This window comes from Novosphingobium sp., from assembly GCF_036803765.1.
Classification (GTDB): Bacteria; Pseudomonadota; Alphaproteobacteria; order Sphingomonadales; family Sphingomonadaceae; genus Novosphingobium.
Map to the genome: position 1 here is coordinate 38,893 of NZ_DAIRTS010000017.1, position 26,988 is coordinate 65,880.

Sequence of the window (26,988 nt, forward strand, 5' to 3'; positions counted from 1 at the left end):
GATATTGCAGTGCAGCAGAGTTTTGCTTTGATGCTGGAACTTCGGTCGGCGGCAGATTCGCCTGGCCGGACGCTCTCAGACGACGGTAGGCCACGATGACCACGCTCGACCTAGAAGCACAGACGACGCAGAACCGCTCCACGCTCCAGCGCCCGGTCCCGGGCGAGCGCCTCAAGCTGCCGCTTGCGCCTGCACTCGAGCAGCGGCGCCTGCAGTGCTACGTCCTGCTGATGGCCATGGATGGCCTGATGATCGCCGCCAGCGTGCTGGGGGTCAGCTCGCTGCTGCATACCCACGTCGGCTCGGCCATCCGCCAGTTGTCGCTTCTCCTGCCGTTCTACTGGATCGCAGCCCTGGCGTTCGATGCGTATTCGATGCAGGTCCTGACGTCAGTGCGCTTTAGCCGGCGTCGCGCGCTGGTCTCGCTCGTCGCGTCCTTCACGACGCTGATCTTCCTGGCCTTCTTCGCCAAGGCTTCGGACCAGATTTCCCGCGCCGAGCTCGGCGGCAATTTCCTCGCCTGCACCATGATGCTGTTCATGGCGCGCACCTGGGTCCAGCCGCTGATCACGCGGCGCTGCGGCCCGACCGCGCAGAACGTGCTCATCCTCGATGATGGCGGCATGCCCGTGCGGATTCCGCATGCCTGGCATATCAACGCCCGCGATCACCGGCTCGTGCCCAATTGCAGCGATCCGCATATGCTCGATCGCCTGGCGATGTTCATGACCAACATGGACCGCGTGCTGGTCAGCTGCCCGCCGGAACGCCGGATGGAATGGGCCATGGTGCTCAAGGGCGCGAGCATCTCGGGCGAAATCATCGACCAGACCGTGGTCTCGATGGGCGTTCTGGGCGCACGGCGGATCAACGATACCGGATCGCTGGTTGTTTCGGCCGGGCCGCTGGGCATTCGCGGCCGTGCGGCCAAGCGCCTCATGGATCTCGCCATCGCCGGCGGGGCCGTCGTGTTCCTCGCCCCGCTGCTGCTGACCGTCGCCCTTCTGATCTATCTCGAGGATCGTGGCCCGGTCTTCTTCATGCAGCAGCGCCAGGGCCGCAACAACCGGCTGTTCTGGATCTTCAAGTTCCGCTCGATGCGCGTCGCCCAGCTCGACACCGCAGGTGCGCGTTCGGCCAGCAAGGACGACGACCGCATCACCCGAATCGGCCGGTTCATCCGTCGCACCAGCATCGACGAGCTGCCGCAGCTGCTCAACGTGATCCGCGGCGACATGAGCCTTGTCGGCCCGCGTCCGCATGCCCTGGGCTCACTCGCCGGCAGCAAGCGGTTCTGGGAAGTGGACCCGCGCTACAACCAGCGCCATTCGCTCAAGCCTGGGCTCACCGGCCTGGCGCAGGTTCGCGGCTTCCGCGGCGCCACCGATACCGAAGCGCAGCTGTCGGGACGCCTTCAGGCCGATCTGGAATACCTTGATGGGTGGACGATCTGGCGCGACGTGCAGATCATGTTCGCGACGTTCACCGTGCTGGTCCACGATCGGGCTTTCTGAGCGCGCGCACCCGCAATCCTGTTCGCCCAGACGCAGTCCTTGGGAACACCGTCTTCGTTGTTTCATTACCGGACTCAAGGAAATTGATGCGCTGCAAAACGCTCCTTGTCCGAAACGGTTGTTTCCTGTAACAGTGTCCTGTCCATCCGAATCCGGAGTAGTGCCGATGACTATCACGAAGATCGCCGCCGTCGGCGCCGTCGCCAGCCTGCTCCTGGCCGGCACCGCCCAGGCTTCCGAAACCCGCGCTTCCGTTCCTGCCGTCTCGTCGGTGGTGAGCAAGAAGCTCGTTCGCACCTCGGCGCCCGTTCGCCACCAGGCGCGCGACGCCGATACCGCCATTCTGGCTGTCGCAGCAGCTGGTGCCTTTGGCGCGGGCGTGTACTTCCTGTCGAAGAAGAACGACTCGACCGGCAGCTGATCGCGCTGTCACGTTTTCAAAAGGGCTCGCAGGCATCGGCTTGCGAGCCCTTTTCATTTGGTCCATCTGATCGACCACGAGGCTTGGCCGAAATCGGCAGGCCCGCTGCATCTTTTGGGAGAACGTGCCCGGTGACCAATGCGCCTGCGCTTTCTTCGGGCCAACGCCGCCGGCGCCGTTCACGCTCGGCGCCCCAACAGGATGCAACTTCGCCACATCGCGGCGATCGATCGCGTCGCGGCTCGGGTGGCTCGGCGAGTGCCCTGGGGCGGCCCGACTTCGGCACCGTCCTCGCGATGGCGGCAGTCTGCGCCGCGCTGGTGCTTGGCGGTGGCGGCACCACCAATCCCGTCACCGAAGCGATCCTCCAGCCCTTGCTCGTGGCACTGGTTGCCGCGCCGCTCCTCGTGTCCCGCTGGAACGAAGGGCTGGGCAGGGTTCCTGTGGCTGCCCGATGGCTGGCCCTGCTCGTCCTCGTGATTCCTGCCGCCCAACTCGTGCCGCTCCCGCCTGCGATCTGGCAGGCCCTCCCCGGACGCGCGAACGAGATCGCGGCCCTGGGCCTCATCGGCGCGCAGGACAGCTGGATGCCCTGGAGCGTGGCGCCGGCTCGCACCTTCATCTCGCTCGTGGCGATGGTGCCGCCGGTGCTGGTGATGCTCCACGTGACCAGGCTTGGCACCTCCGGCCGGACCTGGGTGTGCATCGCCACCGCTGCGCTCGGCCTCGTGTCGATGATCCTCGGCATCCTCCAGATCTCGCACGCCGGCGGAATCGGCTGGTCGCTCTATCCCTATTACAACGTCGGCAAGATCGACGGCTTCCAGGCGAACCACAATGCCGAGGCGGATGTCCTGTCGATCGCCCTCATGGCATTCGGGGTCGGGATCACGGCCTGGTTGCAGACCACGCGGACGCGTGCGGTCGCACTGCTGGCCGGAGCGGCCGGCCTTGCGCTCACCACACTCGCACTGTTCCTGACCGGATCGCGCACCGGGATCGCGCTGGCACCGCTGGCACTGGCGCTATTCGGCTTCATCGTCTGGCCTTCGCTGCGCCGGCATGTCCGGATCCGGGGCAAGCGGGCACGGCTGGCGATCGGCGCAGGCGCCGCAATGCTGGTCCTGCTCGGCGTGGCTGCGCTTGCCCGATTGTCCGCAATCAATCGCGTGCTGGACCGCTTCACTGTCCTCGAGGACAGCCGCGTCGACATCTGGACCGATACGCTCCATGCCATCGGCCGCACCTGGCCCTGGGGCGGCGGCGTTGGCGCCTTTCCGGTCCTGTTCAACGCCTCCGAGCGGCTCGAGGCCGTACGCCCGACCGAGGCAGGCCGTGCCCATTGCGACTGGCTGGAATGGACGCTGGAAGGTGGGCTTCCAGGGATCGTCGTGCTCGTGGCCGCGCTCGCCATCGTGGCAATCGCGACATGGCGGGCCGTGCGGCGCGACGTCATCGGCGACGCGCCGCGGATCGTGCGAGCGCAAACCCTGTTCGCGATCGGGGTGATGCTGCAGATCGCAGCTCATGCCATCGACGATTTTCCGATGCGCACCATGTCGCTGGCGACCCTGCTGGCTGTAGCCGTCGCCTTCCTGCTCGCGCCGATGTCCACCGCCAGCGAAGCCCCTCGGCCGCCTGACCTCGCGCCTCCGGTCGACACCGACGACGATCGGCACCCCTTGCCCACCGGCTGACCCGTTCACGCGGCGGCAAGCCCGCCGGGCGCATTGTCACGCTTGCCCAAGCCCAGAGGATGACGTCATGCCTCCCAGTGACCCGCAATCCGCCGGCCCGCATTCCGCTGGAGAGGGCGCCAGCATGCTCGCCAACCTGGCATCGCCGCGCGTGGCCCGTCGCACCGCGATGGGCGGAATCGGGCTATTGGCCTTGGCCCTGGGCGTGCGTGAGGCCGGCGCAGGACCGGGTTCGCGGTCGATCGGTGGCACCCTTCCCGATCCGACGCGCTGGCCGGACTGGACCCCCACCCCCGATGCCATCCGCGCAAGGCTCGCGCGCTTGCGCAAGCAGGCGGTGTCGGTGCGCCAATTCGGCGCACGGTGCGACGGGATCACCGATGACAGCGCGGCCTTCGCGCGGGCGATCGCCGCAGGCCCGCGCGCCCTTCTCGTCGATGGCCCGATGCGCCTTTCCCGGCCGACCATCGCCAGCCGGCCGCTGGCCGTGTTTGGCGGCGGCACCGGTCCACACATCATCTGGGACGGCGCCGACCGCGACGGCGCCATTCTGTTTCAGCCGGATGGCACGGACCCATCCGTGTTCGCGCGCGATCTTGCCCTGTCCGGGCTCCACATCGTTCGCGCCGATGGCCAGAAGCCCGGCGGCGCGCTCATCCGCGCCACCAACGTGCGGGGCATGACGGTGGCCGATTGCCGCGCGGATCGCGTCAGCCTGGCCACCATCGGCCACCTCCGGGCCAGGACCTACGACCGCACCAAGGGATCGGACACCGTCGACCCGGCCGTACTCGCCGGATTCTCCGCCACGGACACCGACGACCTCAACGAAGACATCGCGATCATCGGCAACACCGTCGATTTCGGCGTCTACATGGGTGACGTCGTCCGCTTCAACTTCGCCCGCCGCGTGCTCGTCCACGGCAACAAGGGCCGTTTTGCGCGGATCAGCTGGTGGGGTGGCGGCGCCAAGCGCCAGGAAGGCGGCATGCCCCAGTTCCTGCGCCGGGTGCGTGACGCCTGGATCGCCGAGAACGAGATCTGCAACGTCAACGGCGGGATCTATGGCAACAACGGCCAGTCGATCGCGGTCGTACGCAACACCGTATGGGACACCACCGACGTCAGCATCGATTTCGAAGGCTGCATCGACTGTATCGCCGCGAACAACACCTGCCGCAATGCCGGCAACTTTGTCTTCTCGACGTTCTACGTCGCACGCAACGTGCGGTTCGAGAACAACCAAGGCGAACAGAACGGCACGATGGCCGACATCGCGACCCGGCTGGGCGCCCAGCCGATCGGCAATCCGCGCGGCATCTACCTGACCGCCCTGCGCGGCGCGGGATTTGTCGGGATGCGGGATGCGATCGACGTCACCTTTGCCAACAACACACTGGTCTATTCGGGCACGTCGGGCCTAGGCCGTTGTCTTCCAGCTTATTTCAACCGGCTGTCCTTCATCGGGAATACGCTGCGCAACGTCGCCATGGACCTGCGCGATCGCGGCGGACAGACCCTGGTCATGACGCGCAACACGCTGACGTTCGACCGCTCTGCGCGCAATCCCGTGACCCTGCTCGCCGGCTCGGCGCCGAACGGGCGGGTAACGGCCAACGTGATTCGGATCGATTCCAACCAGCCGGAGGGATCCGTGGCGCTCGGTTATGTGGCGCCCGTCACGGCAAGCGAAGTCACCATCACGGACAACACGGTCTCCGGACGGCAACCCCTCCCGCTCGTCATTGCCGCATCCACTCCCGGCGCTCCGGTATCCGTTGCGCGCAACAGCGGTGGCCGACTCCTAACAGACAGTGCAACCGATACCCTGAGCCGGTCCGCGTCCGGGCTGCCGTCCGCACCGGCCTTTGCCGAATAGGCCTCACACCGCATCATCTGACGATCCGGTTGCGCTTGCTTGCCGGGGAACCTCGTCTATGCTGTGATGCAGCAAAGCCGGCGCCTGTAGGCACTACGGGCGCAACACGGGGGGGGGCGGGCATGCAGATCAGCTATCGGCGTGACATCGACGGGCTGCGGGCCATCGCCGTCGGTGGCGTGGTGCTCTATCATGCGGGTTGGACGGCCATTCCCGGTGGCTTTGTCGGGGTGGACATCTTCTTCGTCATATCCGGATACCTGATCTCTGGCGGCCTTTTTTCCGATGCCGGCACACGAGGCCTATCGATCGCCCGCTTCTACGAAAGAAGGATCCGCCGCATCCTTCCTGCCTATGCGGCCGTCATCCTTGCCAGCCTGGTTGCCGGCATCATGCTGCTCCTGCCCTCCGAGCTGGTCGCGCTGAGCAAAAGTGCCGTTGCAGCGACGCTCTTTGCAGCCAACATCCATTTCTGGACCGGCGCCGGATATTTTGCCGGCAATCCCCTGAGCCACCCACTCCTGCATCTGTGGTCTTTGGCCGTGGAGGAGCAATTCTACATTGTCTGGCCCCTGCTTGTAGCGGCACTCTATCGGCTTGGGCTGCAGCGCTGGCGGGTCCCGCTCATCATGGCCGGGATTGTCGCGACACTCGCGCTGTCCGAGGCGATGCTGGGCTATTCCGCCAAGACCGCGTTTTACATGGCCCCGCTGCGCGCCTGGGAATTGCTGATCGGCGCGCTTCTGGCCTGCCGTCCGACAATTACCCTTGCGCGTTCGTGGATGGCTCACGCTATCGGCGCAGTGGCGGCGATGCTGATGCTGGCGCCGATGCTGCTGCTCAGCGAGGCTTCGCGTTTCCCCGGGCTTTCCGCAGCCCCGCCATGTCTTGGCGCAGCGCTGGTCATCCTGCACGACCCCCGGCGGCCGTCCTTCCTGTCATCGCTACTGAGCCTGCGCCTCCCGGTCTGTCTCGGGATCATCTCGTACTCGCTCTACATGTGGCACTGGCCGGTCCTCTCTTTCGTCTGGTACGTTCGCGGCGGGCTACCCGATGGTATCCAGGCGATCGCGCTGGTCTCGGGCATCATCGCCATCGCGGCATTGTCGTGGCGTTTCATCGAGCAGCCGTTCCGCCGGCGCCCGCTCGACACGGCAGCGACGAAGCAATCGGCACCGCGCGCAACCACGCGCCAGACCCTGATGATCGGCGGCGCAGTGTTGTCGCTGCTTCTCCTAGTAACGGCAGCCTTCGTCGCGCTGCGCGGCCTGCCACAACGACTGCCTCCCGCGGCGGCACGGCTCGATGCCCAGCCGCGCGAGCCTTATGAAACGCACAATGGCTGCGTGTTTACCGATACGGTTCCAGTCGATGCGGGGCAGCGCTGCTTCGCTACCGCCGATCGACAGCCCGGCCCCAAGATTGTCCTCTGGGGTGATTCCTTCGCCGCACAGCACATCAAGACGATCGAAGGCCGCTTCGCCACACCGCAGCGGCAGGTCGTCTCGATCATCGCAACCGGATGCAGCCCTCTGCCCGGCACCACCCAATTTTTCGGCAAGGGCCGCGCCGATAGCCGCTGCGGACGGATGAACGCCGCGATCTTCGAGCAACTGCGGCACCGAGCGGATGTTGAGGCCGTCATCATCGGCGGTCGCTGGTCCAACCTCTACGGATTGGACGCACCCGGCGCTGCACGTGATCCGACGGCGCGCTTCCTGACGGATGCAGTGCGCCCCGAACACAGCCTGTCGACATCGCTGAACGTCATGGAGGCGTCACTCGATCACGCTGTCACCGCGCTGCGCCAACGGGGCATCGCCGTGACGCTGCTGCGCGAGCCGCCACGTTTCGCGCAGGATGTCCAACCCTGCATCGCCCGCGCGCTGTGGCATGGCCAATCACCCGACCGTTGCGCCGTTACAACAGAAGCCGAAGAACGCTTTCGGGGGCCGGTCAGCGCGGTTTTGGCACGAATTGGGGAGCGTCATCCCGATATTTTGGTTTACGATCCGGGCACCATGATGTGTCACGACGGCATATGCCGCGGTTATGCGGACCAAATCTTGTTGACCCGTGATTCTGAGCACCTAACCCGTACAGGCAGCCAGCTTGCACTAACCGGACTTCGCCTTCACCAATGACCAACGCCGACCCAGTGCACCGCCACGATGCCGCCGAGCGCAACCGCGCGAAGCCGTTGCTCGCGATGCGTACGCCATGAGGGGGCGGGATGCCGGTTATGTTTCCATGTCGCGTGCGACGGGCCCTGCCATGCGTTCGATCTGGCCGCTTGTCGGCTTTGCGGTGCTGATCGTCTTCAATCTGGCTCTGCCGAAGGGAGGGATCAAGGTATCCGACCTCCCGCTAACCTGGGGTTACCTGCTGCTCTTTGCTTTGGCGCCGGTTGCGCTGATCGGATTGATCGGAAGGCGCAACATCTCGATGATACCGATCACCCAGGCCATGGCCTGTTTCGTGCCGACCACGTTGATGGTTGTCGCCAAAGGCATGACCTATAATCTGCCCGGTCAGCAATGGCTCGTCTATGCGACCGTGTTCGGGGTTCTGGCCTGTGCCATGCTGCTGGCGCTTGTGCATTATCTGGAAGACGTTCCGGCCGAGGTGATCGGCAAGATTATCGTCTGGTCGATCCGGTTCGTGGTGCTTTGGGGGCTGATGAACTTCGTGCTCCGCATTCTCAGCGGCCAGTTCATCGAAATTCCCTACGTGACCGTCAACGCTGCGGACGTGGGAGAGACATTCCAGAAGATGAACAACCGTGGCGGCTTGATGAAGCTCGTCTCCACCTTCAACAACGGCAACATCTTCGGCGTCTGCATGCTCATCATGGCGCCGATCTATGTCTTGTTCGAAAAGCAACGTACATTCCTGGCGTTGTTCTTCGTCGCCCTCGTCTGCACGCTCAGTCGCACCGTTTGGCTCGGTATGATCGCGACGGTCCTGCTGATGATGCTGTCCGGGCAGATTCGCGTTGCGAACCCCATGCCCTGGCTAGGCGGCCTCGTGGCCCTTCTCTTGATCGTCGCATTGTTGCCGGTCATGGGTTGGACGCCGGAAAAACTGGTGGAAACCGACCTGGGCGGCCGCGACGTGGTGCTCGACGCGTTCGAGCTGACTGCGTTTGGTGCCGGACACCTCGGCATCCCGGAGTTGTTTTATTTCGGCCTGGTCCAGAGCTTCGGCATCATGGGAATGCTGTTCCCCCTGGCGGGGATGCTCTTCGCTCCGGTCTACGCACTCGTCAACTGGGCGAGCCTGAGCGCGATGCGCAAGGCCGCTGCCGTGGGTACCGCGGGTTATCTGGTGGCGGCATTGATCGACGGGGCATTCGTCTTTCCTCCGACGTTCGTCCTTTTCCTCTTCGCCTGCGGCCTGGTCTATCGCCGCGGGCTGCGCCCCGATGCCATAATGCCGAGACAAATCGCCCGAAGCGCTGCCGCAAGGCAGGGACTTGCCCGCGCGACGGTCGTTGGCAATCTGGCCGGCCGCACATTGCCCAACCGCCGCCAGATCGCTCCGTGAGGGTGCCGCTCGCCTCCGAAACGGTAGCGGCGCCGCTGACGCGGCCGGTCAAGGTCATGCACATCGCGCAGATGCTGCCGGGCGGGATCATCTCGTACCTGGAAGAGCTGCTGCCGACACAGATCGCACATTATGGCCGGGAAAACGTGCTCGCGCTCGTGGCCGCCAAGGACGCGCACATGATGTCGATGCTGGCGCCGGGCAACGTCCATACGTTTCGCGATGCCAGCCGCAGTGCCTCCGCCCTGTTCGATTTTGCGCGCCGTGCGATCAGCGTGGTGCGCGCCGAGCAGCCCGACGTGATCCACCTGCACAGTTCCTTTGCCGGTGCACTGCGCCCACTGCTGGCGATGCTGTCGCGCGGGCCGCGCCCGGCCATCGTTTATTGCGCGCATGGTTGGGCCTTCAACATGCGTACCCAGCGGTGGAAGCGCATTGCCTACACGCTGGCGGAACGCGCCTTGGCGCCCTTCGCCGATCGCACGATCTGCATTTCGGATTTCGAATATCGCAGCGCGATCGCGCATGGCCTGCCGCCCCGCAAGCTGGCGCTGATCGAGAACGCGATCGCCAGCGACGTGCCCACGGCGCCCGACGTGCCGCTGCTGTACGATCCGGCCCGCCTGAACCTCCTGTTCATAGGTCGGTTCGATGTCCAGAAAGGCTTCGACATCGCCGAGGCGGCGATGGAACGGCTGCATGGCGTGCCGGTGGTGCTGCACGCCGTCGGCGCCTGCGTCATCAGCGATGGCAGCACCATTCCGGGTCATCGCACGTCGACTGACAATATCCTGCACTATGGATGGCAGGATCGCTCCGCGGTCTACGGATTCATCGAGAAGGCCGATGTGCTCGTCATTCCATCGCGCTGGGAGGGCTTCGGCATCGTGGCGATCGAGGCGATGCGCCAGGGCAAGCCGGTCATTGCCACCGCGGTCGATGCCTTGCCCGACGTGATCCAGGACGGCGTCACCGGCCTGATCGTCCCGCCGGAAGACCCCGAGGCCCTGGCCGCCGCAATCCGCAGCATCGACCGCGCCACAATGGTGCGCTTCGGAGAGGCCGCCAGGCGCCGCTTCCACGAACGGTTCACCAGCGAGCGCCTGAACCGCGGCATCCTCGATACCTACCGCATCATTCGACGCCGCTGACCGGCTCGCGGCGGAAGAACGCGGCGACGTCGGCGGCCGAGGCTGCGACCGCCACCGGATTGCTCACCCACCCACGCAGCACTCGCCCGATACGCTTTTGCCCGAAGAGTTCGGCCACGAAGAGCGAATCGTCGAAGGCGCCAAGATCGAGCAGCGCAGTGGATACCGCCGCCACAAACGCGCGATAGCCATGGACTTCGGCGTGCGCAGCGATGCCATGGGGCAAGGCCGCCAGTTCGAGGCCGCCCACTTGCGCCAGCAGGCCCGGAAGAGCGGCTTTGTCCTCGCGCGGATGCGGCAGGTACTTCACCGGCCATGGCGATGCTGCCACGATCTGCGCCAGCCCTTCACGCCACGTGGCTCTGCCGACCAGCCGGTCCTCGACCAGCGGCGAGCCGATCACCAGCACCTGGTCCTCGACCGCCGCGCGCTGTGGCAAGGGCAGCATCAGGTCCTTGGTCGCGAAGCGGTCGCGCACGATCATCGCCCCCCGGTCGGCGCGGCGATGCAACGCGCCCTTCGGGTAGAATCCACCGGCGATCTGGACCATGCCGCGGGCCGCGTACCACCATGGCGAAGTCAGGTCGACATAGTGCGACAGGCCTTCTTCCCACAGTTCGACCGTGCCGGCATACCAGTCGAGGATCGAACGCTCGAGCGGCTCGCCTTCGAGAAAGAGGATCAGGCGTGCGATGCCCAGCCCCTCGATCTGGGACCGCACCTTCGCATAATAGCGCCGATTGGCGATGAAGTTCGAGAAATACGCGCGCGGGTTCAGCGAGAGGCGCTGTTCGCGGCCAAGGAACACGCCCCGCCCCGGAAACAGGGCGTCGACCTGCGCTGCGATATGCGCATCGCGGTACAGCACCAGATCGACCGCCGGCGCATTGTGCTGCAACAGGGCGAGGTGCAGGCTCGACCGCGCGAGCGCTGCCGTAAGTCCCGAATGCGATGTCCCCGCGTGCGATATCATCGTGTCCCCCGACGGGCCATCCCGCACCCCGTGCTTCGCATGTGCGGGATGATGCGACAAGATCGCACCATCCGCAATCGCGCGCATGGCAGCATAAGCCTCTTGCCCATGCTGCACTGCGAAAGGTCTTGCCGCTGCTGGACCGCATGCCTAGGGTTCCCGGCAGCGTTTGCGCAATTCTTCCAAAGGCCGTCACAATGATCATCGACCGCAGCACCGTTGCGTTCCGCGTCTTTGCCGAAGACCCGATCCTGGCGGCGCTCCAGAAGATTTCCGCGAACAAAGCCGGGTTCGTCGTGGTCGTCAGCGAAAGCGGACGCGTGGTGGGCACGGTAACCGATGGCGACATCCGCCGCTGGATGGCGACCAGCGCGGTGATCGACGTCAACATCGCGATCGAGAAGATCGCCAACACCGCCTTTACACAGCTGCCGATCGACACCCCGCGCGAGGCGATCGCTGCCAAGCTGAACGCCAAGGTACGCTTCGTCCCGCTGGTGGACGACTATATGCACCTCATCGCCATCGCGCGGCAGGGGGAGGCCGAATTCGCGATCGACGGACGTGCGATCGGGCCGGGTCATCCGTGCTACATCATCGCCGAGATCGGCAACAATCATAACGGCGACGTCGACCTGGCCCGCCGGCTGGTCGACCTGGCGGCCGATGCCGGTGCCGATTGCGCCAAGTTCCAGATGCGCGACATGGCCAGCCTTTACGTGGCACGTGGCAATCCCGACGATGCCAGCCAGGACCTTGGCGCGCAGTACACCCTCGACTTGCTGTCGCGCTTCAACCTTGGCGTAGAGGATCTGTACCGGGTGTTCGACCACTGTGTCGGACGCGGGATGACGCCGTTGTGCACGCCGTGGGACGAGATCTCGCTGCGTGCGCTCGAACGCTATGGCATGCAGGGTTACAAGGTCGCCTCGGCAGACTTCACCAACCACGACCTGCTGACCGAAATGGCGCGCACCGCCAAGCCGCTCATCGCCTCGACCGGCATGACCACCGAGGCGGAGATCATCGCCTCGGTCAACTTGCTGCGGCAGGAAGGCGCCTCGTTCGCGCTGCTCCACTGCAACTCGACCTACCCTGCGCCCTACAAGGACGTGAACCTCGCCTACATGAACCGGCTCAAGGAACTGGGCGATTGTCCGGTGGGCTATTCGGGCCACGAGCGTGGCTGGTTCGTGCCGGTGGCGGCGGTGGCGCTGGGTGCCAGCGTGGTGGAAAAGCACTTCACCGTCGACCGCGCCATGGAAGGCAACGATCACCGCGTCTCGCTGCTGCCCGACGAGCTCCGCGACATGGTCGAGGCGATCCGTTCGACCGAGATCGCGATGGGCTCGGCCGACGAGCGCGCGGTGACGCAGGGCGAGATGATGAACCGCGAGGTCCTCGCCAAGAGCCTCCACGCTGCTCATGATATCGCGCCCGGCACGGTCATTACCGATGCGCATATCGTCGTGCGCAGCCCGGGCCAGGGTCTCCAGCCCAACCAGCGCGCCGCGCTGGTCGGCCGCAAGGCGCAACGCCCCATCGCGGCGGGCACGCCGTTCTTCCCCACCGACATCGCCGACGCGCGGGTCGAGGCGCGCGCTTTCCGGTTCGACCGCCCCTGGGGCGTTCCGGTACGCTATCACGACTATCGCGCGATGCTCGGCCTGACCGACCTGCCCTTCCTCGAATATCACCTGTCGTACAAGGACATGGAAGAAGACCTCGGCAGATGGTTCGACGAGCCGCTGCCGATCACCTTCGCGATCCATTCGCCCGAACTGTTCGCCGGTGACCATGTGCTCGACCTTGCGGCGGCCGACGAGGCCTATCGCGCCCATTCGATCGCCGAGCTGCAGCGCGTGATCGACATCACCCGCACACTCAAGCAATGGCACGCCGGCCCCGAACGGCCGGTGATCGTCACCAACATGGGCGGCTTCAATCCCAGGGGTTTCATCCCACGCGAGGAGCGCGCCGCGCTTTACGATCGCGTGGTCGACAGCCTGTCGCGACTCGACCGCGATGGCGTGGAGATCATCCCCCAGACGATGCCGCCGTTCCCCTGGCATTTCGGCGGGCAGAGCCACCACAACCTGTTTATGGACCCGGACGAGATCGTCGCATTCTGCATGGCCAACCAGATGCGCGTCTGCTTCGACCTGTCGCACTCGCAACTGGCCTGCAATCACTTCGGCTGGTCGATGAGCGAATTCTGCGAGAAAGTCGGGCCCTATACCGCGCACCTGCATGTCGTCGATGCCAAGGGTGTCGATGGCGAGGGCCTGCAGATCGGCGAGGGGCACATGGACTTTGCCGGTATTGCGCGCATCCTCGATCGCACCTGCCCCAACGCTTCGTTCATTCCGGAAATCTGGCAGGGCCACAAGAACGGCGGCGCCGGCTTCTGGTTTGCGCTCGACAAGCTCGAACCCTGGTTCGGTACACCGGCAACCGACAACCTGGCCACCGGCGACCAGGACGCGGCCTGACCATGCCCGACCATGCCGCGCTGATCGAACCGGGGCTGACCTACGGCCTCACGCTCGGGCGCGGCGGATCCAAGGGACTGCCCGGCAAGAACGTGCGCCCGCTCGGCGGCCATCCGCTGATTGCATGGTCGGTGGCCGCGGGCATGCTGGCGCGCGGCGTCGATCGCGTGCTGTGCTCGACCGACGACGACGCCATTGCCGGTGCCGCCGCAGCGGCGGGGGCCGAGGTGCCGTTCCGCCGGCCAGCCGCCTTCGCCACCAGCGCCGCCACCGATCTCGACGTGTTCGGCCATGCGATCGCGTGGCTGGCAGAGCATGAGGGCCGACTGCCCGAGTTCTTCGTGCAACTGCGCCCGACCCAGCCGTTTCGCCAGCCGGCGTGGATCGACGCAGCGCTCGCGCGGATGAAGGCGGACCGGGCGATCACCTGCATCCGCACCATCGCACCTGCGCCGCACACCCCCTACAAGATGTGGCTCGCCGATCCGCACTTGCGGCTGTCGCCGCTGCTCTCGCTGCCCGGCGTGGCCGAACCGTTCAACATGCCGCGCCAGTCCTTGCCGGTGGTGCATTGGCATACCGGCCAGCTCGACGTGATCCGCACGACGACGCTGCTCGACGGGTCGATGACCGGCACGCATATCGAAGGGCTGGAGGTGCCCGCCGAGAGCGCCGCGGACATCGACACGCTGATCGACTTCAAGCTGGCCGAACTGCTGTTCGACGAGCAGATGCCCGGCGAACTGGTCGCCTTCCTCAACGCACGGGCGGCGTAGCGCGCCTCTCGAACAGCGCGAAGATGTCGAGCGCCATGCCGAAACGGCGGCGCACGATTATCGCCAGCAGCACGTTCCACACGAACTGCCCCGCCACCGACCCGATCGCCGCGCCAAGGTGGCCGAGCCACGGCACCAACGCGATGCAGGTGAGGAAGTTGACCGTGATGCCGGCGGCGATGCCGCGCACCGCATCATTCTCGTGCCCGGTCATCGTCAGCGCCATGGGCACCGGCCCGGTCATGGTGTTGATGACATAGCCCAGGCACATGACCAGCATCGCCGCCCAGGCCTCGCCAAAGGCCGGGCCGATCACGTGCAGCAGCTGGTGGCCGATGAGCGCATAGACCAGAGTGATGAACAGCGAGATGCCGACACCCACATACGCCGTCTGCAGCGCAACGCGGCGAAAGCCCGCCATGTCCCCCTTGCGGTACATCTCGGCCATGATCGGCCCGAGCGGCAACTGGATGACGTTGAGCGCGATCGAGGCGAACAGTGCAAAGCGCCGGGCGATGTCGAGCAGGCCGACCTGCGTACTGTCGCGCAGCCACCCGGTCAGCACCAGCGGCAACTGGTCGTTGGCCACTGCCATGATCTGCGTGACCCCCAGCACCAGCGCGGCCCGGCGCCATGCCTTGCGCGTGGCAGGACTGGCCGTTGCCGGAATCGACGATGCCTGCTTGCGCACCGCGCGGGCAGCCAGCGGGTAGACCAGCACCAGGCCGCCGACGAAGGTGGCGATGCCCAGCATGGCGCTGGGGCGGAACACCGCAAGCAAGGCCACGAACAGCACGAGGTTGAGAACCGGCGGCACGACAAGCTGGTACAACTGCCCGAGTGAGACCTGGCCCAGTCCGCGCAGCGAGCCCTGGACGAGGCGCATCTGCGCGGTCAGGGCGATGCCCAGCGCCTCGAGCAACACGGTCCATTCGAAGCCCTTGCCGCTGTATACGTTGTAAGCGATCGACAGCGGCACGAAGAGCAGGAGCATCAAGGCTGCCGACCGCCAGACCACCCAGGGCAAGGTGCGTGCAAGCGCTGCCTCGCGCTCGATTTCCTCTCCCGCGCGTGCGGCGGCGAATTCGCGCGTGGCCAGCATGTCGTAGCCCAGGCTGCACAGCGGGGCGAACAGCGTGACGTTGGCCACGACATTGGCATAGACGCCGTATTCGGTGGGTCCGAGCAGATGCCCCAGCAGGAACGACATGCCGATCGTCGTCGCCAGCCGTATGATCCAGACGCCGCCTGACCCCAGAATGCCGCGCGACAGGCGCGCCATCGCCCCCTGACCGGTGCGCAGGCGGGTCAACCGGCCGCGCCAGAGCGCTGCGTTCACGGCCCGGTCCGCACCAGTTGCACGTCGGCGAGCCGGACATCGGCCCCCGGCGCCACCCAGAAGGTCAGGACGCGAACGCTACAGGCCGCGTCGAGGGCGAAATCGCGGTAATAGCGCCCCGCCGTGCCTGTCAGGGGCAGGCCCGGACCCGCCAGCTGACGGCCATAGCCGCATCCCAGCCCGGCCTGGGCCAGCACGACCTGGCCTTCGGGCATTTCGGGCATCGCCCAGGTCAGCCGGTAGGCGCCGGGCGCCAGCACCATGGCCTGGCGCAGCACCGGCTGCGAAACCGCGCCGCTGACCCGCACGGTCACCACGCGCCCGTCGTTCGTCGCCGGGTCCAGCGTCAGCGCCATGTCGCCGCGCGCGGGCACCTGCCAGTCGAAGGCGCGCGCGCCGGTGCGCGTGGGGTCAAGCCGGGCGAATCCACCGTCGTAGACAAGGGCGGATGTCGCGCCGCAGGCCTTGCGCCACACTTCCTCGGCCTCGGGGATCAATTGCGCATTGATCAGGGAATCCGCCATGGCCCCCATCGCCGCGCAATCGAGCGCCCGCGCCGGCGTGCGGCGGATGACGTCGACCCGGTTGGCCAGTTGATCGACCGGCAAGGTCCTGGGCGCCTGGAGGAACGTCGCGCCCCAGTTGGGCTGTTCGGCGAGACGGCCGGCCAGCGCGGCGCGTCCCTCGACGCTCGCTGTCATCGCGGCAAACAAAGGATCAGCATTGGGCAGGCCGGGTGACTGGCGCAGCAGCGCATCGAGCCGTTCGGCGGCCGAATCGGCGGCGCCCAGCGCCAACCCACGATCGATCCAGAAAAGCTGGGTGTAGGGGTCGCGCCATCCCATCGTGCCCGAAACGCGGAACGCGGCCTCGGCACGGGCGGCATCACCGCTGCGCAGCGCGGACCAGCCGAGCAAACCGATCACCGAGGGATCGACCGGATCGGAAGCAAGGGCGCGGCGTGCGGCGGCTTCGGCATCGCGCGGCTGGTTCGCGGCCAGGGCATCGCTGGCATGGCGCCGGGCGGTCAGCGTATCATAGGGCCAGCCCATCACCCCGGCCAACTGCGGCACCACCAGCGATGACCGGTCGAGGCCGCTCACCACCGCGGCCACCAGGTAGATCGCAACCAGCACCAGCGCCACAGGCCGGAACCAGCGTGCCGCCCCCTGCACGGCCTCGCGCTGCGCCGCTGCGCCGGCCGGCACGATCACGCGTCCGTGTCGGACGAATAACGGTAGTAGTTATACCCGTAATATTCCGAGTAACGATTGCCCACCTTCGAGGCGTCGAACATCGTCAGCACCGCACCCAGCACGTTGGGCTGCATGGTGCGCAGTCGGCGGAGCGAGGCGCGCAGCGAGCCGCGGCGGCTGCGGTCGGACTGGACCACCATCACCACGCCATCGACCACCGCCGACATCAGCGGTGCGTCGGCAAGGCCCAGCACCGGCGGGCTGTCGATCACGACCACGTCGAAGCGTTCGCGCAACTCGGCGAGGACCTGGGTCAGGCGGCCCGAGCTGAGCAGCTCGGTCGGGCTTGGCGGGATCGGCCCCGAAGTCACCACCTGCAGGTTTTCGTTGGCGGTCGGCTGCAGCACTTCGTCGATAGTGTGCTGCGCGGTGAGCAGGCTCGACATGCCGCGATCGTTCTGCACGCCGATGGTGGTGTGCAGCGCGGGGCGGCGCATGTCGGCGTCGAGCAGCGCCACCTTGCGGCCGAGGCGCGCGAGACCTGTCGCGATCGCATAGCTGGTGGTGGACTTGCCTTCGGCCGGCTGCGAGCTGGTCACGAGCAGGGTACGCGGCAGGCCCGCCGCGCTCGAATAGAGCAGCGCGCTGCGCAGCGAGTTGTAGCCCTCGCTCATCGCCGACTTGGGATCGGCCATCGCCGCGCCCGGAGAGGTTGCGTCTACAACCTTGGGAATGACGCCGAGCAGCGGCATGCCCAGCTTTTCCTCGACATCCTCGGGGACGCGCACGGCATCGTCGAACTGGAAGCGGATCAGCACGACAAGCGCTGCCAGCACGAGGCCCGCGAACAGGCCGATCAGCACGTTGTTCACCAGGATCGGAGAACTAGGCTTGGTCGGCGGGGCGGCGTTATCGATTACGGCAATGTTGCTGGCGCTGATGCCGGCAGCGGCGTTCAGTTCCTTGAAGCGCTGGAGCAGTCCGTCGTAAAGCGAGCGGTTGGTATCGGCGTTGAGCGCCAGCAGGTTGTACTGGACCGACTGGTCCTGCTCGGCCATCGCCGAGGTGTTGATTGTCGAGACCTGCTTTTGCAGGGTGCGCTCGTTGGCGACGGCGGCATCGTACTGCTGCTTGACCGAGCCGCGGATGCTTTGCGCCACGGCGTTGATCTGCTGGTTGATCGCCGAAACCTGCGCTTTCAACTGGACGATCGTGGGATAGTCGTCGAGGTGTTTCATCCGCTCGCGCTGCAGGTCGGCTTCGGCCGAAGCGCGCGTGCCCATGAGCGAGGCGACCGTGGAGTTGGCCAGGACTTCGGGCGCGCTCAGCAGGTTGCTCCCGCTGAGAGCCGCCAGCCGCTGCTGTGCGGCAATGCGCGTTGCGGTGGCCTGGTTCGCCGAGGTGTTGAGCTGCATCAGGCTCGACATCGTCACCGGGTTGACGTCGGTCGTCGCCTGCTGGCCACCGTCGCTGCCGCTCCCACCGCTTTCGCGCACGCGGATGATTCCGACCTTGCGGGCATAAGTGTTGAGATCGTTTTCCGACTGCTCGAGCTTGGTCTTCGCCTCGGCCAGCTGGCCGGCGATGAATTCACGCGCGTAGGCGGAGCTGTCGTAGCGGCGCTGCAGGTTCGCCTGGATGAATTCGCTGGCCCAGGCATTGGCGACCTGGGCCGAAAACGCGGGACTGTTGCTGGTGAAGCTGATCGTCGCCAGTCGCGAGTTCTGCGGCAGTTCCGCTTTTACCGCCCCGATCAGCAGTTCGAGCGTATAGGCGCGAATGGCCTCGTTCGACGTGCCGGCCGCTGGCGCCGACACACCCATTGCCTCATAGAACCGGGCATTGCCGAACAACCGCAAGCGCTGCGCGACGCGCTCGGCCATCGCGCGGCTGCTCAGGATGTCGATCTGGGTCTTGAGGAACCGCTCGGTGTCCTGCGCCGATACGGTTTCCGCCATATTGGCGCTGCCCTGGTCGCTGCTGAGCACCTGGTCCGACTGGTTGTTGATCTGGACCGAAACCTGCGCGGTGTACCGCGGGGTCTGCAGCATGGTGACCGCCAGCGCCAGCGCCACGCTGATTGCCACGATCAGTCCAATGAGCCACAAGTTGGCGCGGACCACGGTGACGACCTTGCGGACGTCGAACGACGGGGCGGCGCCGCCGTAGTCCTCGTTGTCGACGAAGACATCGTAGGGCGAGCGGGAAACAACGGTTTCGACCGGAGCGTTGGACATGGTGTTCACGATACCGCCGTTGTTAGAAGCGAGTCAGGATGTTGAAGAGCGGCGCCATCGAGATGATGTCGCGATAGATCGACTTCGACTGCGAGAAGCCGACGACGATCACGTCGCCGCCGAATATCTGCGGATCGGGATCGAGGCCGGCGCGGATCCGCTTGATGTCGAACCGCGCGACCATCCGCTGTCCGTTGACGGTGCGGAACAGCATCGTCTCGTTGAGCTTGGCGATGCGGGTCGGGCTCTGCGCCATGGCGACCGCGCCCAGCAGCGTGGTCGTGCCATTGATGGGATAGGAGCCGGCGTGATTGACCTGGCCTTCGACTGACACCAGCTTTTCGGTGGCGGCGGTTACGTTCACCGCAACCTTGGGATCGCGCAGATACCGCTCGCCCAGCTTCGCCTCGATCGCGCGCGAAGCCTCGCTTGGCGACAGCCCACCGATCACGATCGAGCCGGCCAGCGGCACCTGGATCCGGCCGGCCTCGTCGACGATCAGCTTGGGAGAGCTGATGTCGGGTTCGCCGAACACGGCGACCGAGATCTCGTCGCCCGGGGCAATCACGGTATGGTCGATCGTCCGCACCGGGCCGAGCGGCGGCGCCACGGCGTAAGCGGCAGCACCGGTCGCAACCGGCGGCTGCATCTGCGGCGGGGCATCGGCCGCGATGGCGGTCACCGGCAGCGACGCCAGCGTCGTGGCGAGCATGAAGCGCGCGAGCGCGTGGCGATTGCCGGAGCCGACGGTAACGCCGGCGAAGACCGACGGGAGAACGATCGAAAACTTCACGTTACACTGCGCTCCTGCGTACTGACTCGACGCGAACCTGAACTCGTGGCCGCCATGGCATGCCGATCCTGCGCAATCGCGACAGGCCATATGCATGGAAATGCGCATATCGGGCCATGCCGCGCTGCACAAATGCAGCATCGGTCGATGAACCTGTGCCTGCGTATGTCCCCATGCTCCACCGCCCCCGTGGTGTGTGACGCGCCCTTCCCGTCCGCCGGCCATCGACCGACGCAGTGCACCATGCCACCGGCTCTAGCGAAGTACCAGCATGACGAATGCGCCGGCGTCCCATCCTCAAACGGTTCGTCGCCTTTGTGGCTCGCCCTGCCTTGCCGCGACAACGTAGGACATTGAATTAGCAGGCGTGGTACATGCGGTACCACTCGACAAACTTCGACACGCCCTCGCGGACGCTAGTGGCCGGCCGATAGCCCAGTTCGCGCTCGAGGTCGGACACGTCGGCAAAGGTATCGGGTACGTCCCCCGCCTGTAGCGGCAACAGGTTGCGTTCGGCTTTCTTCCCCAGCGCTTCCTCCAGCGCCTCGATATAGGCGGTCAGCTTGACCGGATCGTTGTTGCCGATGTTGTAGATGCGGTACGGCGCATTCGACGTTGCCGGGTCGGGCGCGGCGGGATCCCAGGCCGGGTCGGGCTGCGCCGGATGGTCGAGCGCCCGGATGACGCCTTCGACGATGTCGTCGACATACGTGAAATCGCGGGTGTGGTTACCGTGGTTGAAGACGTTGATCGGCTTGCCCTCGAGAATCGCGCGGGCAAACAGGAACAGCGCCATGTCGGGCCGTCCCCACGGCCCATAGACCGTGAAAAAGCGAAGGCCCGTGGTGGGCAGGCGATAGAGATGGCTGTAGCTGTGCGCCATCAGTTCGTTCGCCTTCTTCGTCGCGGCGTAGAACTGCAAGGGATGGTCGACACCGACATGCTCGCTGAACGGCATCGCCGTGTTGGCGCCATAGACCGAACTGGTCGAGGCATAGACGAGGTGCTCGACCCCGCCGTGCCGGCAGGCCTCGAGGATGTTGGTGAAGCCGACGATGTTGCTCTCGACGTAGGCGTGCGGGTTCTCGATCGAGTAGCGCACGCCAGCCTGGGCCGCGAGGTTCACCACCCGGCGCACTTCACCCTCGGCGAACGCCTCGGCGACCGCTGCGCGATCGGCCAGGTTGCCGCGCACGAAACGGTACGACGAGCCCGTCCGGCTTGCGGTTTCCTCGAGGATGCGCAGGCGCGCTTCCTTGATCGCGGGGTCGTAGTAGTCGTTGACCACATCGATGCCGACCACCGCATCGCCGCGTTCGAGCAGCGTGCGGGCCGTATGAAATCCGATGAAGCCGGCATTGCCGGTAACAAGAATCGCCACGCCCGAAATCTCCGTCAGGCGCAGGCAGGCCGCCCGTGCGCGCTGCGCATGCTAACCCCGACTTGCGAACAAAGCGTAACGGCCACGCAGGCCGTCCTAGGCCGCCCGGTTCAGTTCGCCTTGGACTTGGCGACGTTGAAGGTGCCCGAGACGCGGCCCGAGGGCGCGGTCGTCGCGCCGGTGGCCGAGGCCGCCCCGCCGCTGCGCCCATCGACGCTCGACAGGCCGGTGTTGAGGTCGATCACCAGGCGCCCGCCGTTAAGGGTATCCTTGCCGCGGCGCAGCGCCACGTTGCCGACCATGGTGATGATCTTGCGCGGAATGTCGTAGACCGCGCTGCTGCCGCTGGCGCGCTCGTCGCCGCGGGTGACGACCACGCCGCCGGCCGCATCGATCCGCTGGACCTGGACCGCATTGGCATCCGTATAGGCCAGCGTGGTGCGCGCGGCCTGCAGGCGCAGCGCGTCCTGCGTGATATCGACGTTGCCGGTCAGCACGACGCGCTTCTGCTTGTCCTGCAGCTCCATGCGATCGGCGCCGAAGTTGACCGGCGCGTTCGAATTGTGCCGTGCGATCGTCTGCGCATCGAGCAAGCCGGCACCGGCAACGACGCCCGCCGACAGGGCGAAGCCGCCGGCCAGCGAACGCAGCGCGAGCTGGCGCACCGAAAGGCGGACCTGCGACAGGCGGGGCGCGGCGGAAGGCGAATCGGTCATCGGCATTGCGGTCCCTCGGGTTTCATCGCGCATCACGGCTTGCCGGGCATCAGCATCTTGCCCTGGTCCATCCGCATACGCGCATGGCCTTCGAGCGTCACGGTGCGTTCGTCAAGGTCGGCCACCGCGCGGTCGGCCGAGAAGGTGCCGGTGGGCAGCTTCCCCTCGACGTGGCCATCGCTGACGAGACGACGGGTGTTGAGGTCGATCGAGGCGCCCTCGGTGATCATCCGGTAGCCGTCCGAGCTCTCGAAGTTCACGACGCCGGGCACCTTGATGAACTGGCGGCCGAAGTCATAGGCGCCTGCCTGCGTCGTCAGGATGGCCGGGCCATCCTTGAGCAGAACGCGCGCGGTCACGTCGCGCAGCTGCACCACGTCCTCACGCGCGCTGTGCTGGACGGCATTGCCCGCGGTGACCGAGAAATTGCGCCCTTCCTTGTCGGCGCCGCGATACATCGCGCTGGCCACGCGCAGGCGGTCCTGCACGACGGCGACCTTGGTGCGATCGAGCAGGAAGCTGATCTCGCCGCGCGGCGCGAGCGGGGTCAGAACCATGACCGCCAGAAGCATGCCGATCAGCCCGGGCAGGACCACGGCCAGCAGTCGCACGGTGCGATCGTGCACGCCGCCGGGCGCAGCGAAGTGCTGCCGGCGACTGCGCATCCGGTCGGCCTGGACGGTCACGGCCGCACCGCGTCGAGAAAGGAGGGCATGGTCATGAGCGGGGGGCAGTCATGATGGAGGGCGGATTACTCGTGGCTGAAGATGTCGCGATCGGCCCAGCCCGCGACATCGAGCAGGGCGCGCGTCGGCAGAAAGTCGAAACAGGCCTGCGCGGTTTCCGAACGGCCTTCGCGCGCCAGACGTTCCACGAAGATTCGATGGATCTCGTGGAGGAAGCGCACGTCGGAGGCGGCATAGTCCTGCTGCGCATCGCTCAGCACCGGGCCACCCCAGTCGCTCGACTGCTGCTGCTTGGAAATGTCCTTGCCGACCAGCTCGCGCACCAGTTCCTTGAGCCCGTGCCGATCGGTGTAGGTGCGCACCAGCTTCGAGGCGATCTTGGTGCAGAACACCGGCGTTGCCATCACGCCGAGATAGTGATGGATCGCGGCGAGGTCGAAGCGCGCGAAGTGGAACAGCTTGAGCCGAGCCGGATCGCCGAGCACGGCACGCAGGTTCGGCGCGTCGTAGCTGCTGCCAACCTTGAAGCGGACAAGATGCTCGTCGCCCCCGCCATCGGAAATCTGCACCACGCAGAGGCGATCGCGCGTGGTCACGAGCCCCATCGTCTCGGTGTCGACGGCAACGATGCCCGGCGCCAGGATATCGGCGGAGGGCAGGTCTTCTTCATGCAGGTAAACGGCCATGGCTGGTGCTTAGGCGCCTTGTGCTGCAGCGGCAACCCCGACGCTGGTCCCACAGGCCGTCTATGAGCCGTCCTGGATGCGCGCGTCGGGAACACCTGCACCACCATGCGGTTTGCAGTGCACACCGCGCCTTGTGGCGGCAACAAATGCCTCCTAACCCCTTGGCCGCTGGCAAATCGACGAAAGAGGCACAATGACGCAGACAGTTTCCGTAGCAGCGGTCATGGAAGAAAGCGGCGTGGCCTTCGGCACCAGCGGTGCGCGCGGGCTGGTCACCGCGATGACCGACCGGGTCTGCTTCACCTATACCTGCGCCTTCCTGCAGCACATGGCCGACATCGGCCAGTTCGCCCCCGGCAAGGCCGTCGCCATCGCCGGCGACCTGCGCCCGTCGAGCCCGCGCATCATGGCCGCCTGCGCCGCCGCGATTCGCCACATGGGCGGCGCCGTCGACGATTGCGGCTTCGTGCCCTCCCCCGCGGTCGCGGCCTGGGGCTTTGCCCGCGGGTTGCCCTCGCTGATGGTCACGGGCAGCCACATCCCCGACGATCGCAACGGCATCAAGTTCAACCGCGCCGACGGCGAAGTGCTCAAGCCCGACGAAGCCGCGATCCGCGGCAAGAGCGTCGAGTTGCCCGACCTGTTCGACGTCGACGGCATGCTGCGCGATTTCGCCGAACCGTCCGCGCCCTGCGACGCCGCCACCCCTTATGTGGCACGCTACGTCGACTTTTTCGGCAGCGACGCGCTCGCCGGGCTCAAGCTCGGCGTCTACCAGCATTCCGCCGTCGGCCGCGACGTGATCGTCGATATCGTGCGCGCGCTTGGCGCCGATGTGACCGCGCTCGCCCGGTCCGAACGCTTCATCCCGGTCGACACCGAAGCGGTCCGTCCCGAGGACGCCGTACTCGCGCGCCAGTGGGCCAGGGACGACGGCTTCGACGCGATCCTCTCGACCGACGGCGATTCGGACCGGCCGCTGCTGGCCGACGAAACCGGCGAATGGCTGCGCGGTGACGTGCTCGGCATCCTGTGCGCGCAGGCCCTCGGGCTCGACGCCGTGGCGACGCCGGTGAGCTCGAACTCGGCACTCGAACTGTCGGGCGCCTTCGCCGACATCGCCCGCACGCGGATCGGCTCGCCCTTCGTGATCAAGGCGATGAACGGTCTCATCGCCAAGGGCCATGCCGCCTGTGGCTACGAGGCCAACGGCGGCTTCCTGCTCGGCAGCGCGGTGACGCAGCACGGCCGCACGCTCGACGCCCTGCCGACCCGCGATGCCGTGTTGCCGATGCTCGCCGTCATCGCTGAGGCCAGGCGCCGCGGCCTCGCGCTCACCGCGCTCAAGGCAACGCTGCCCCCGCGCTATACCGCCAGCGATCGCCTGCAGAACTATCCGACCGCCAAGGGCCAGGCGCTCGTCGCAGGCCTCGCCGAGGGGGATGCGCCGCAGGTTCTCGCCAAGGTCACCGCGCTGTTCGGCAAGCTTGCGGGCAAGGCCGAGCGTTTCGATGCGACCGACGGTCTGCGCACCACCTTTGCCAGCGGCGACGTCATCCACCTGCGCCCAAGCGGCAACGCGCCCGAACTGCGTACCTATACCGAAAGCGACACGCCCGAACGCGCGCTGCAGCTCAAGGACGAGGCGCTGCGCATCCTAGCCGCGCTGCCCTGACATGCCGACGCGGCGCGAGGGTCTGCTCGCGCCGTGTCACGAAGACGTCGCATAGCACGCCTAGCCGGCTGGCACGGAGGACCCCGTGCCAGCCATTCCCCCTCGCAATCTCTCCCCCACCCGGCCCGATGCGCCGGCCAGCGCCAGGCTTACGCCGCGCGATGTGGTGCAATGGGTGGCGCTCCACGTCATGCCGCAGGAGCCGGGGGTGCGCGCCGTCCTGCGCCGCGCCGGCGTGGCCGAGGCGGACATCGACGATCTCGTCCAGGACGCCTATTGCCGGTTCGCCGCCATGACCGATGTGGCCCACATCGATCGGCCGGGCGCCTATTTCATGCAGACGGTCAAGAACTTGCGCCGCGATGCCCTGCGTCGCGCGCAGATCGTGCGGTTCGAGGATATTACGGAAAGCGCCGCGCTGTTCGTCGAGGAAGAGACGCGCGGCGTGGAAGCCGTGGTCGCCGCCCGGATGCAGTTGAGGTTGGTGGAGCGCCTGCTCGCCGCCCTGCCCGAGCGCTGCGCCACGATCTTCCGGCTCAAGCGGATCGAGGGCCTTTCGCAGAAGGCCATCGCCGCAAGGCTGGGCGTGAGCGAGAGCATCGTGGAAAACGATGTGCAGAAGGGATTGAAGGCAATCCTCAAGGGCGTAAACCACGCGGCCCCGGCTGATGGGCCGGATGACGGCAAGGAATGGACAGGCGTTGGAACAGGGCGGGCCAGTCGAACCGGTTGAAGACGCCATCGCCCTGACGGCGGCCCGGTGGGCTGCCCGGATCGACGCTGCACCCGAAGACGAAACCGATGCCGAACTTGCCGCATGGCTTGGCGCAGACCGCCGCCATGCCGGCGCGCTGCTGCGCGCCCGCGCGGCCTTGGCGATGTTCGCGCCGCCGGTGTCCGCAGCCCCGGCGACCGGCACCGTCCACCCCCTGGCACAGCCGGCACCTACGGCCACGCCGCCGGCGGGAGCGCTGCAGAACGACAGACCCTGCCGCCTCCATCGCCGCGTCGCGGCCGGCCTTGCCGGTGGGGCCATCGCCGCCGCGCTCGCCCTCGCCCTGCTGCCGCGCGGCGGGATGGCGGTCGAGACCGGGGTCGGCGAAGTGCGCCGCCTCGCGCTGGCGGACGGATCGTCGCTGGCGGTGGATGCGCGCTCGGCACTGACGGTCCGCGTCGGCACCAGCGGCCGGCGCCAAGTCGCGATGGACGGCGGGCGCGCGCTGTTCCGCGTGACGCATGATGCCGCACGCCCGTTCGAGGTCACCGCCGGCGCGGTCACGATCACGGACCTCGGCACCGTGTTCCAGGTCATCGAGGATGCGGCCAGCGGCACGGTCGATGTCATGGTCAGCGAAGGATCGGTGAGCGTCGCCGGCCCGCATGGCGTCACCCGGCTGGTCGCCGGGCAGCGCGCGCGCTTTGGTGCATCGGCCGGCGCTGCACGCGTCGTCGCGGTAGATCCTGCCGCGCTGTCGCGCACCACGGCCTGGACCGAAGGCAAACTCGAACTCGACGGTGAGCCACTGTCCGCCGCGATTGCCGAGATGAACCGGCACAATACACTGCAGATCCGTCTGGCCAGCCCCGTGCTCGCCGACGAGCCGCTCTATGGCGCCTTCCGCCTCAACGACCCCACCGCCTTTGCCGACGCCGTCGCGGCAAGCGTCGGTGCGCAGGCGCAGCGCCGCGACGATGCCCTCGTGATCTTGCGCTGAGAGCGCGATCGAGGACGTCGTTTCGCACCCGCGAAAAAAGTTCCTCGACCCTTAAGGAAAATCACCTGCCCCCTCGTCATCCCGATGTTCCCGCACTGCATCCGGGATCGTCTCA

General features: G+C 66.6%; 21 protein-coding genes. 12 read left to right on the forward strand and 9 right to left on the reverse strand.

What is annotated here, in order from left to right:
* Positions 1-95: 95 nt before the first annotated feature.
* The 7 genes from V7Q48_RS12280 (at position 96) to V7Q48_RS12310 (ending at position 10,208) form a co-directional block, all read left to right on the forward strand.
* The gene (locus tag V7Q48_RS12280) at positions 96-1,514 is read left to right on the forward strand and encodes a sugar transferase (protein ID WP_333838464.1); all 1,419 of its coding nucleotides are present in this window, start codon (positions 96-98) and stop codon (positions 1,512-1,514) included.
* A 166-nt stretch (positions 1,515-1,680) separates the two neighbouring features.
* The gene (locus V7Q48_RS12285; RefSeq protein WP_333838465.1) at positions 1,681-1,935 is read left to right on the forward strand and encodes a hypothetical protein; all 255 of its coding nucleotides are present in this window, start codon (positions 1,681-1,683) and stop codon (positions 1,933-1,935) included.
* Between the two features lie 296 nt (positions 1,936-2,231).
* Positions 2,232-3,632: an O-antigen ligase family protein gene (locus V7Q48_RS12290; RefSeq protein WP_333838466.1), complete on the forward strand. Its 1,401-nt coding sequence runs from the start codon at positions 2,232-2,234 to the stop codon at positions 3,630-3,632.
* Positions 3,633-3,756: 124 nt separating this feature from the next.
* A complete protein-coding gene (locus V7Q48_RS12295; RefSeq protein WP_333838467.1) occupies positions 3,757-5,511 on the forward strand; it encodes a right-handed parallel beta-helix repeat-containing protein in 1,755 nt (584 codons plus the stop codon).
* Between the two features lie 122 nt (positions 5,512-5,633).
* Complete coding sequence (locus V7Q48_RS12300) at positions 5,634-7,655, forward strand: acyltransferase family protein (protein WP_333838469.1); 2,022 nt, start codon at positions 5,634-5,636, stop codon at positions 7,653-7,655.
* 130 nt (positions 7,656-7,785) lie between these two features.
* Complete coding sequence (locus tag V7Q48_RS12305) at positions 7,786-9,057, forward strand: hypothetical protein (protein WP_333838471.1); 1,272 nt, start codon at positions 7,786-7,788, stop codon at positions 9,055-9,057.
* Entirely contained in the window at positions 9,054-10,208 is a 1,155-nt protein-coding gene (locus tag V7Q48_RS12310; RefSeq protein WP_333838472.1) for a glycosyltransferase, read from the forward strand. The genes V7Q48_RS12305 and V7Q48_RS12310 overlap by 4 nt, the downstream gene beginning before the upstream one ends.
* On the opposite strand, the gene V7Q48_RS12315 is transcribed toward V7Q48_RS12310, so the two are convergent.
* Positions 10,192-11,181: a hypothetical protein gene (locus V7Q48_RS12315; protein ID WP_333838473.1), complete on the reverse strand. Its 990-nt coding sequence runs from the start codon at positions 11,179-11,181 to the stop codon at positions 10,192-10,194. The two genes, V7Q48_RS12310 and V7Q48_RS12315, sit on opposite strands and share 17 nt — an antisense overlap.
* A gap of 197 nt (positions 11,182-11,378) precedes the next feature.
* Between V7Q48_RS12315 and V7Q48_RS12320 the strand changes: the two genes are divergently transcribed.
* Positions 11,379-13,673 (forward strand): N-acetylneuraminate synthase family protein, encoded by a 2,295-nt coding sequence (locus V7Q48_RS12320; RefSeq protein WP_333838474.1) that lies wholly within the window; start codon positions 11,379-11,381, stop codon positions 13,671-13,673.
* A gap of 2 nt (positions 13,674-13,675) precedes the next feature.
* A complete protein-coding gene (locus tag V7Q48_RS12325; protein ID WP_333838475.1) occupies positions 13,676-14,449 on the forward strand; it encodes an acylneuraminate cytidylyltransferase family protein in 774 nt (257 codons plus the stop codon).
* Here V7Q48_RS12325 and V7Q48_RS12330 read toward each other — a convergent pair.
* From V7Q48_RS12330 to V7Q48_RS12365, 8 genes are all read right to left on the reverse strand, one after another.
* The gene (locus V7Q48_RS12330) at positions 14,430-15,788 is read right to left on the reverse strand and encodes a lipopolysaccharide biosynthesis protein (RefSeq protein ID WP_333838476.1); all 1,359 of its coding nucleotides are present in this window, start codon (positions 15,786-15,788) and stop codon (positions 14,430-14,432) included. The genes V7Q48_RS12325 and V7Q48_RS12330 overlap by 20 nt on opposite strands.
* A complete protein-coding gene (locus tag V7Q48_RS12335; RefSeq protein WP_333838477.1) occupies positions 15,785-16,996 on the reverse strand; it encodes a hypothetical protein in 1,212 nt (403 codons plus the stop codon). The genes V7Q48_RS12330 and V7Q48_RS12335 overlap by 4 nt, the downstream gene beginning before the upstream one ends.
* A 2-nt stretch (positions 16,997-16,998) precedes the next feature.
* A complete protein-coding gene (locus V7Q48_RS12340) occupies positions 16,999-19,221 on the reverse strand; it encodes a GumC family protein (RefSeq protein ID WP_333838517.1) in 2,223 nt (740 codons plus the stop codon).
* A 22-nt stretch (positions 19,222-19,243) separates the two neighbouring features.
* Positions 19,244-20,014: a polysaccharide biosynthesis/export family protein gene (locus tag V7Q48_RS12345; protein ID WP_333838479.1), complete on the reverse strand. Its 771-nt coding sequence runs from the start codon at positions 20,012-20,014 to the stop codon at positions 19,244-19,246.
* A gap of 358 nt (positions 20,015-20,372) precedes the next feature.
* Positions 20,373-21,395 (reverse strand): NAD-dependent epimerase, encoded by a 1,023-nt coding sequence (locus V7Q48_RS12350; protein WP_333838480.1) that lies wholly within the window; start codon positions 21,393-21,395, stop codon positions 20,373-20,375.
* Between the two features lie 110 nt (positions 21,396-21,505).
* A complete protein-coding gene (locus V7Q48_RS12355) occupies positions 21,506-22,111 on the reverse strand; it encodes an LptA/OstA family protein (protein ID WP_333838481.1) in 606 nt (201 codons plus the stop codon).
* A 32-nt stretch (positions 22,112-22,143) separates the two neighbouring features.
* Positions 22,144-22,797 carry an LPS export ABC transporter periplasmic protein LptC gene (gene lptC / locus V7Q48_RS12360; RefSeq protein ID WP_333838482.1) on the reverse strand — a complete coding sequence of 218 codons (654 nt, stop codon included), beginning with the start codon at positions 22,795-22,797 and terminating at the stop codon, positions 22,144-22,146.
* 65 nt (positions 22,798-22,862) lie between these two features.
* Complete coding sequence (locus tag V7Q48_RS12365; protein WP_333838483.1) at positions 22,863-23,483, reverse strand: ribonuclease D; 621 nt, start codon at positions 23,481-23,483, stop codon at positions 22,863-22,865.
* A 193-nt stretch (positions 23,484-23,676) separates the two neighbouring features.
* Here V7Q48_RS12365 and V7Q48_RS12370 point away from each other — a divergent pair, with 193 nt between their 5' ends.
* From V7Q48_RS12370 to V7Q48_RS12380, 3 genes are all read left to right on the forward strand, one after another.
* Complete coding sequence (locus V7Q48_RS12370) at positions 23,677-25,158, forward strand: phosphomannomutase (RefSeq protein ID WP_333838484.1); 1,482 nt, start codon at positions 23,677-23,679, stop codon at positions 25,156-25,158.
* A gap of 85 nt (positions 25,159-25,243) precedes the next feature.
* Positions 25,244-25,891, forward strand: coding sequence for an RNA polymerase sigma factor (locus V7Q48_RS12375; protein ID WP_333838486.1), 648 nt, complete (start codon positions 25,244-25,246; stop codon positions 25,889-25,891).
* Positions 25,860-26,873, forward strand: coding sequence for a FecR family protein (locus V7Q48_RS12380; RefSeq protein ID WP_333838487.1), 1,014 nt, complete (start codon positions 25,860-25,862; stop codon positions 26,871-26,873). Before V7Q48_RS12375 ends, V7Q48_RS12380 begins: the two co-directional genes overlap by 32 nt.
* Positions 26,874-26,988: the final 115 nt, after the last annotated feature.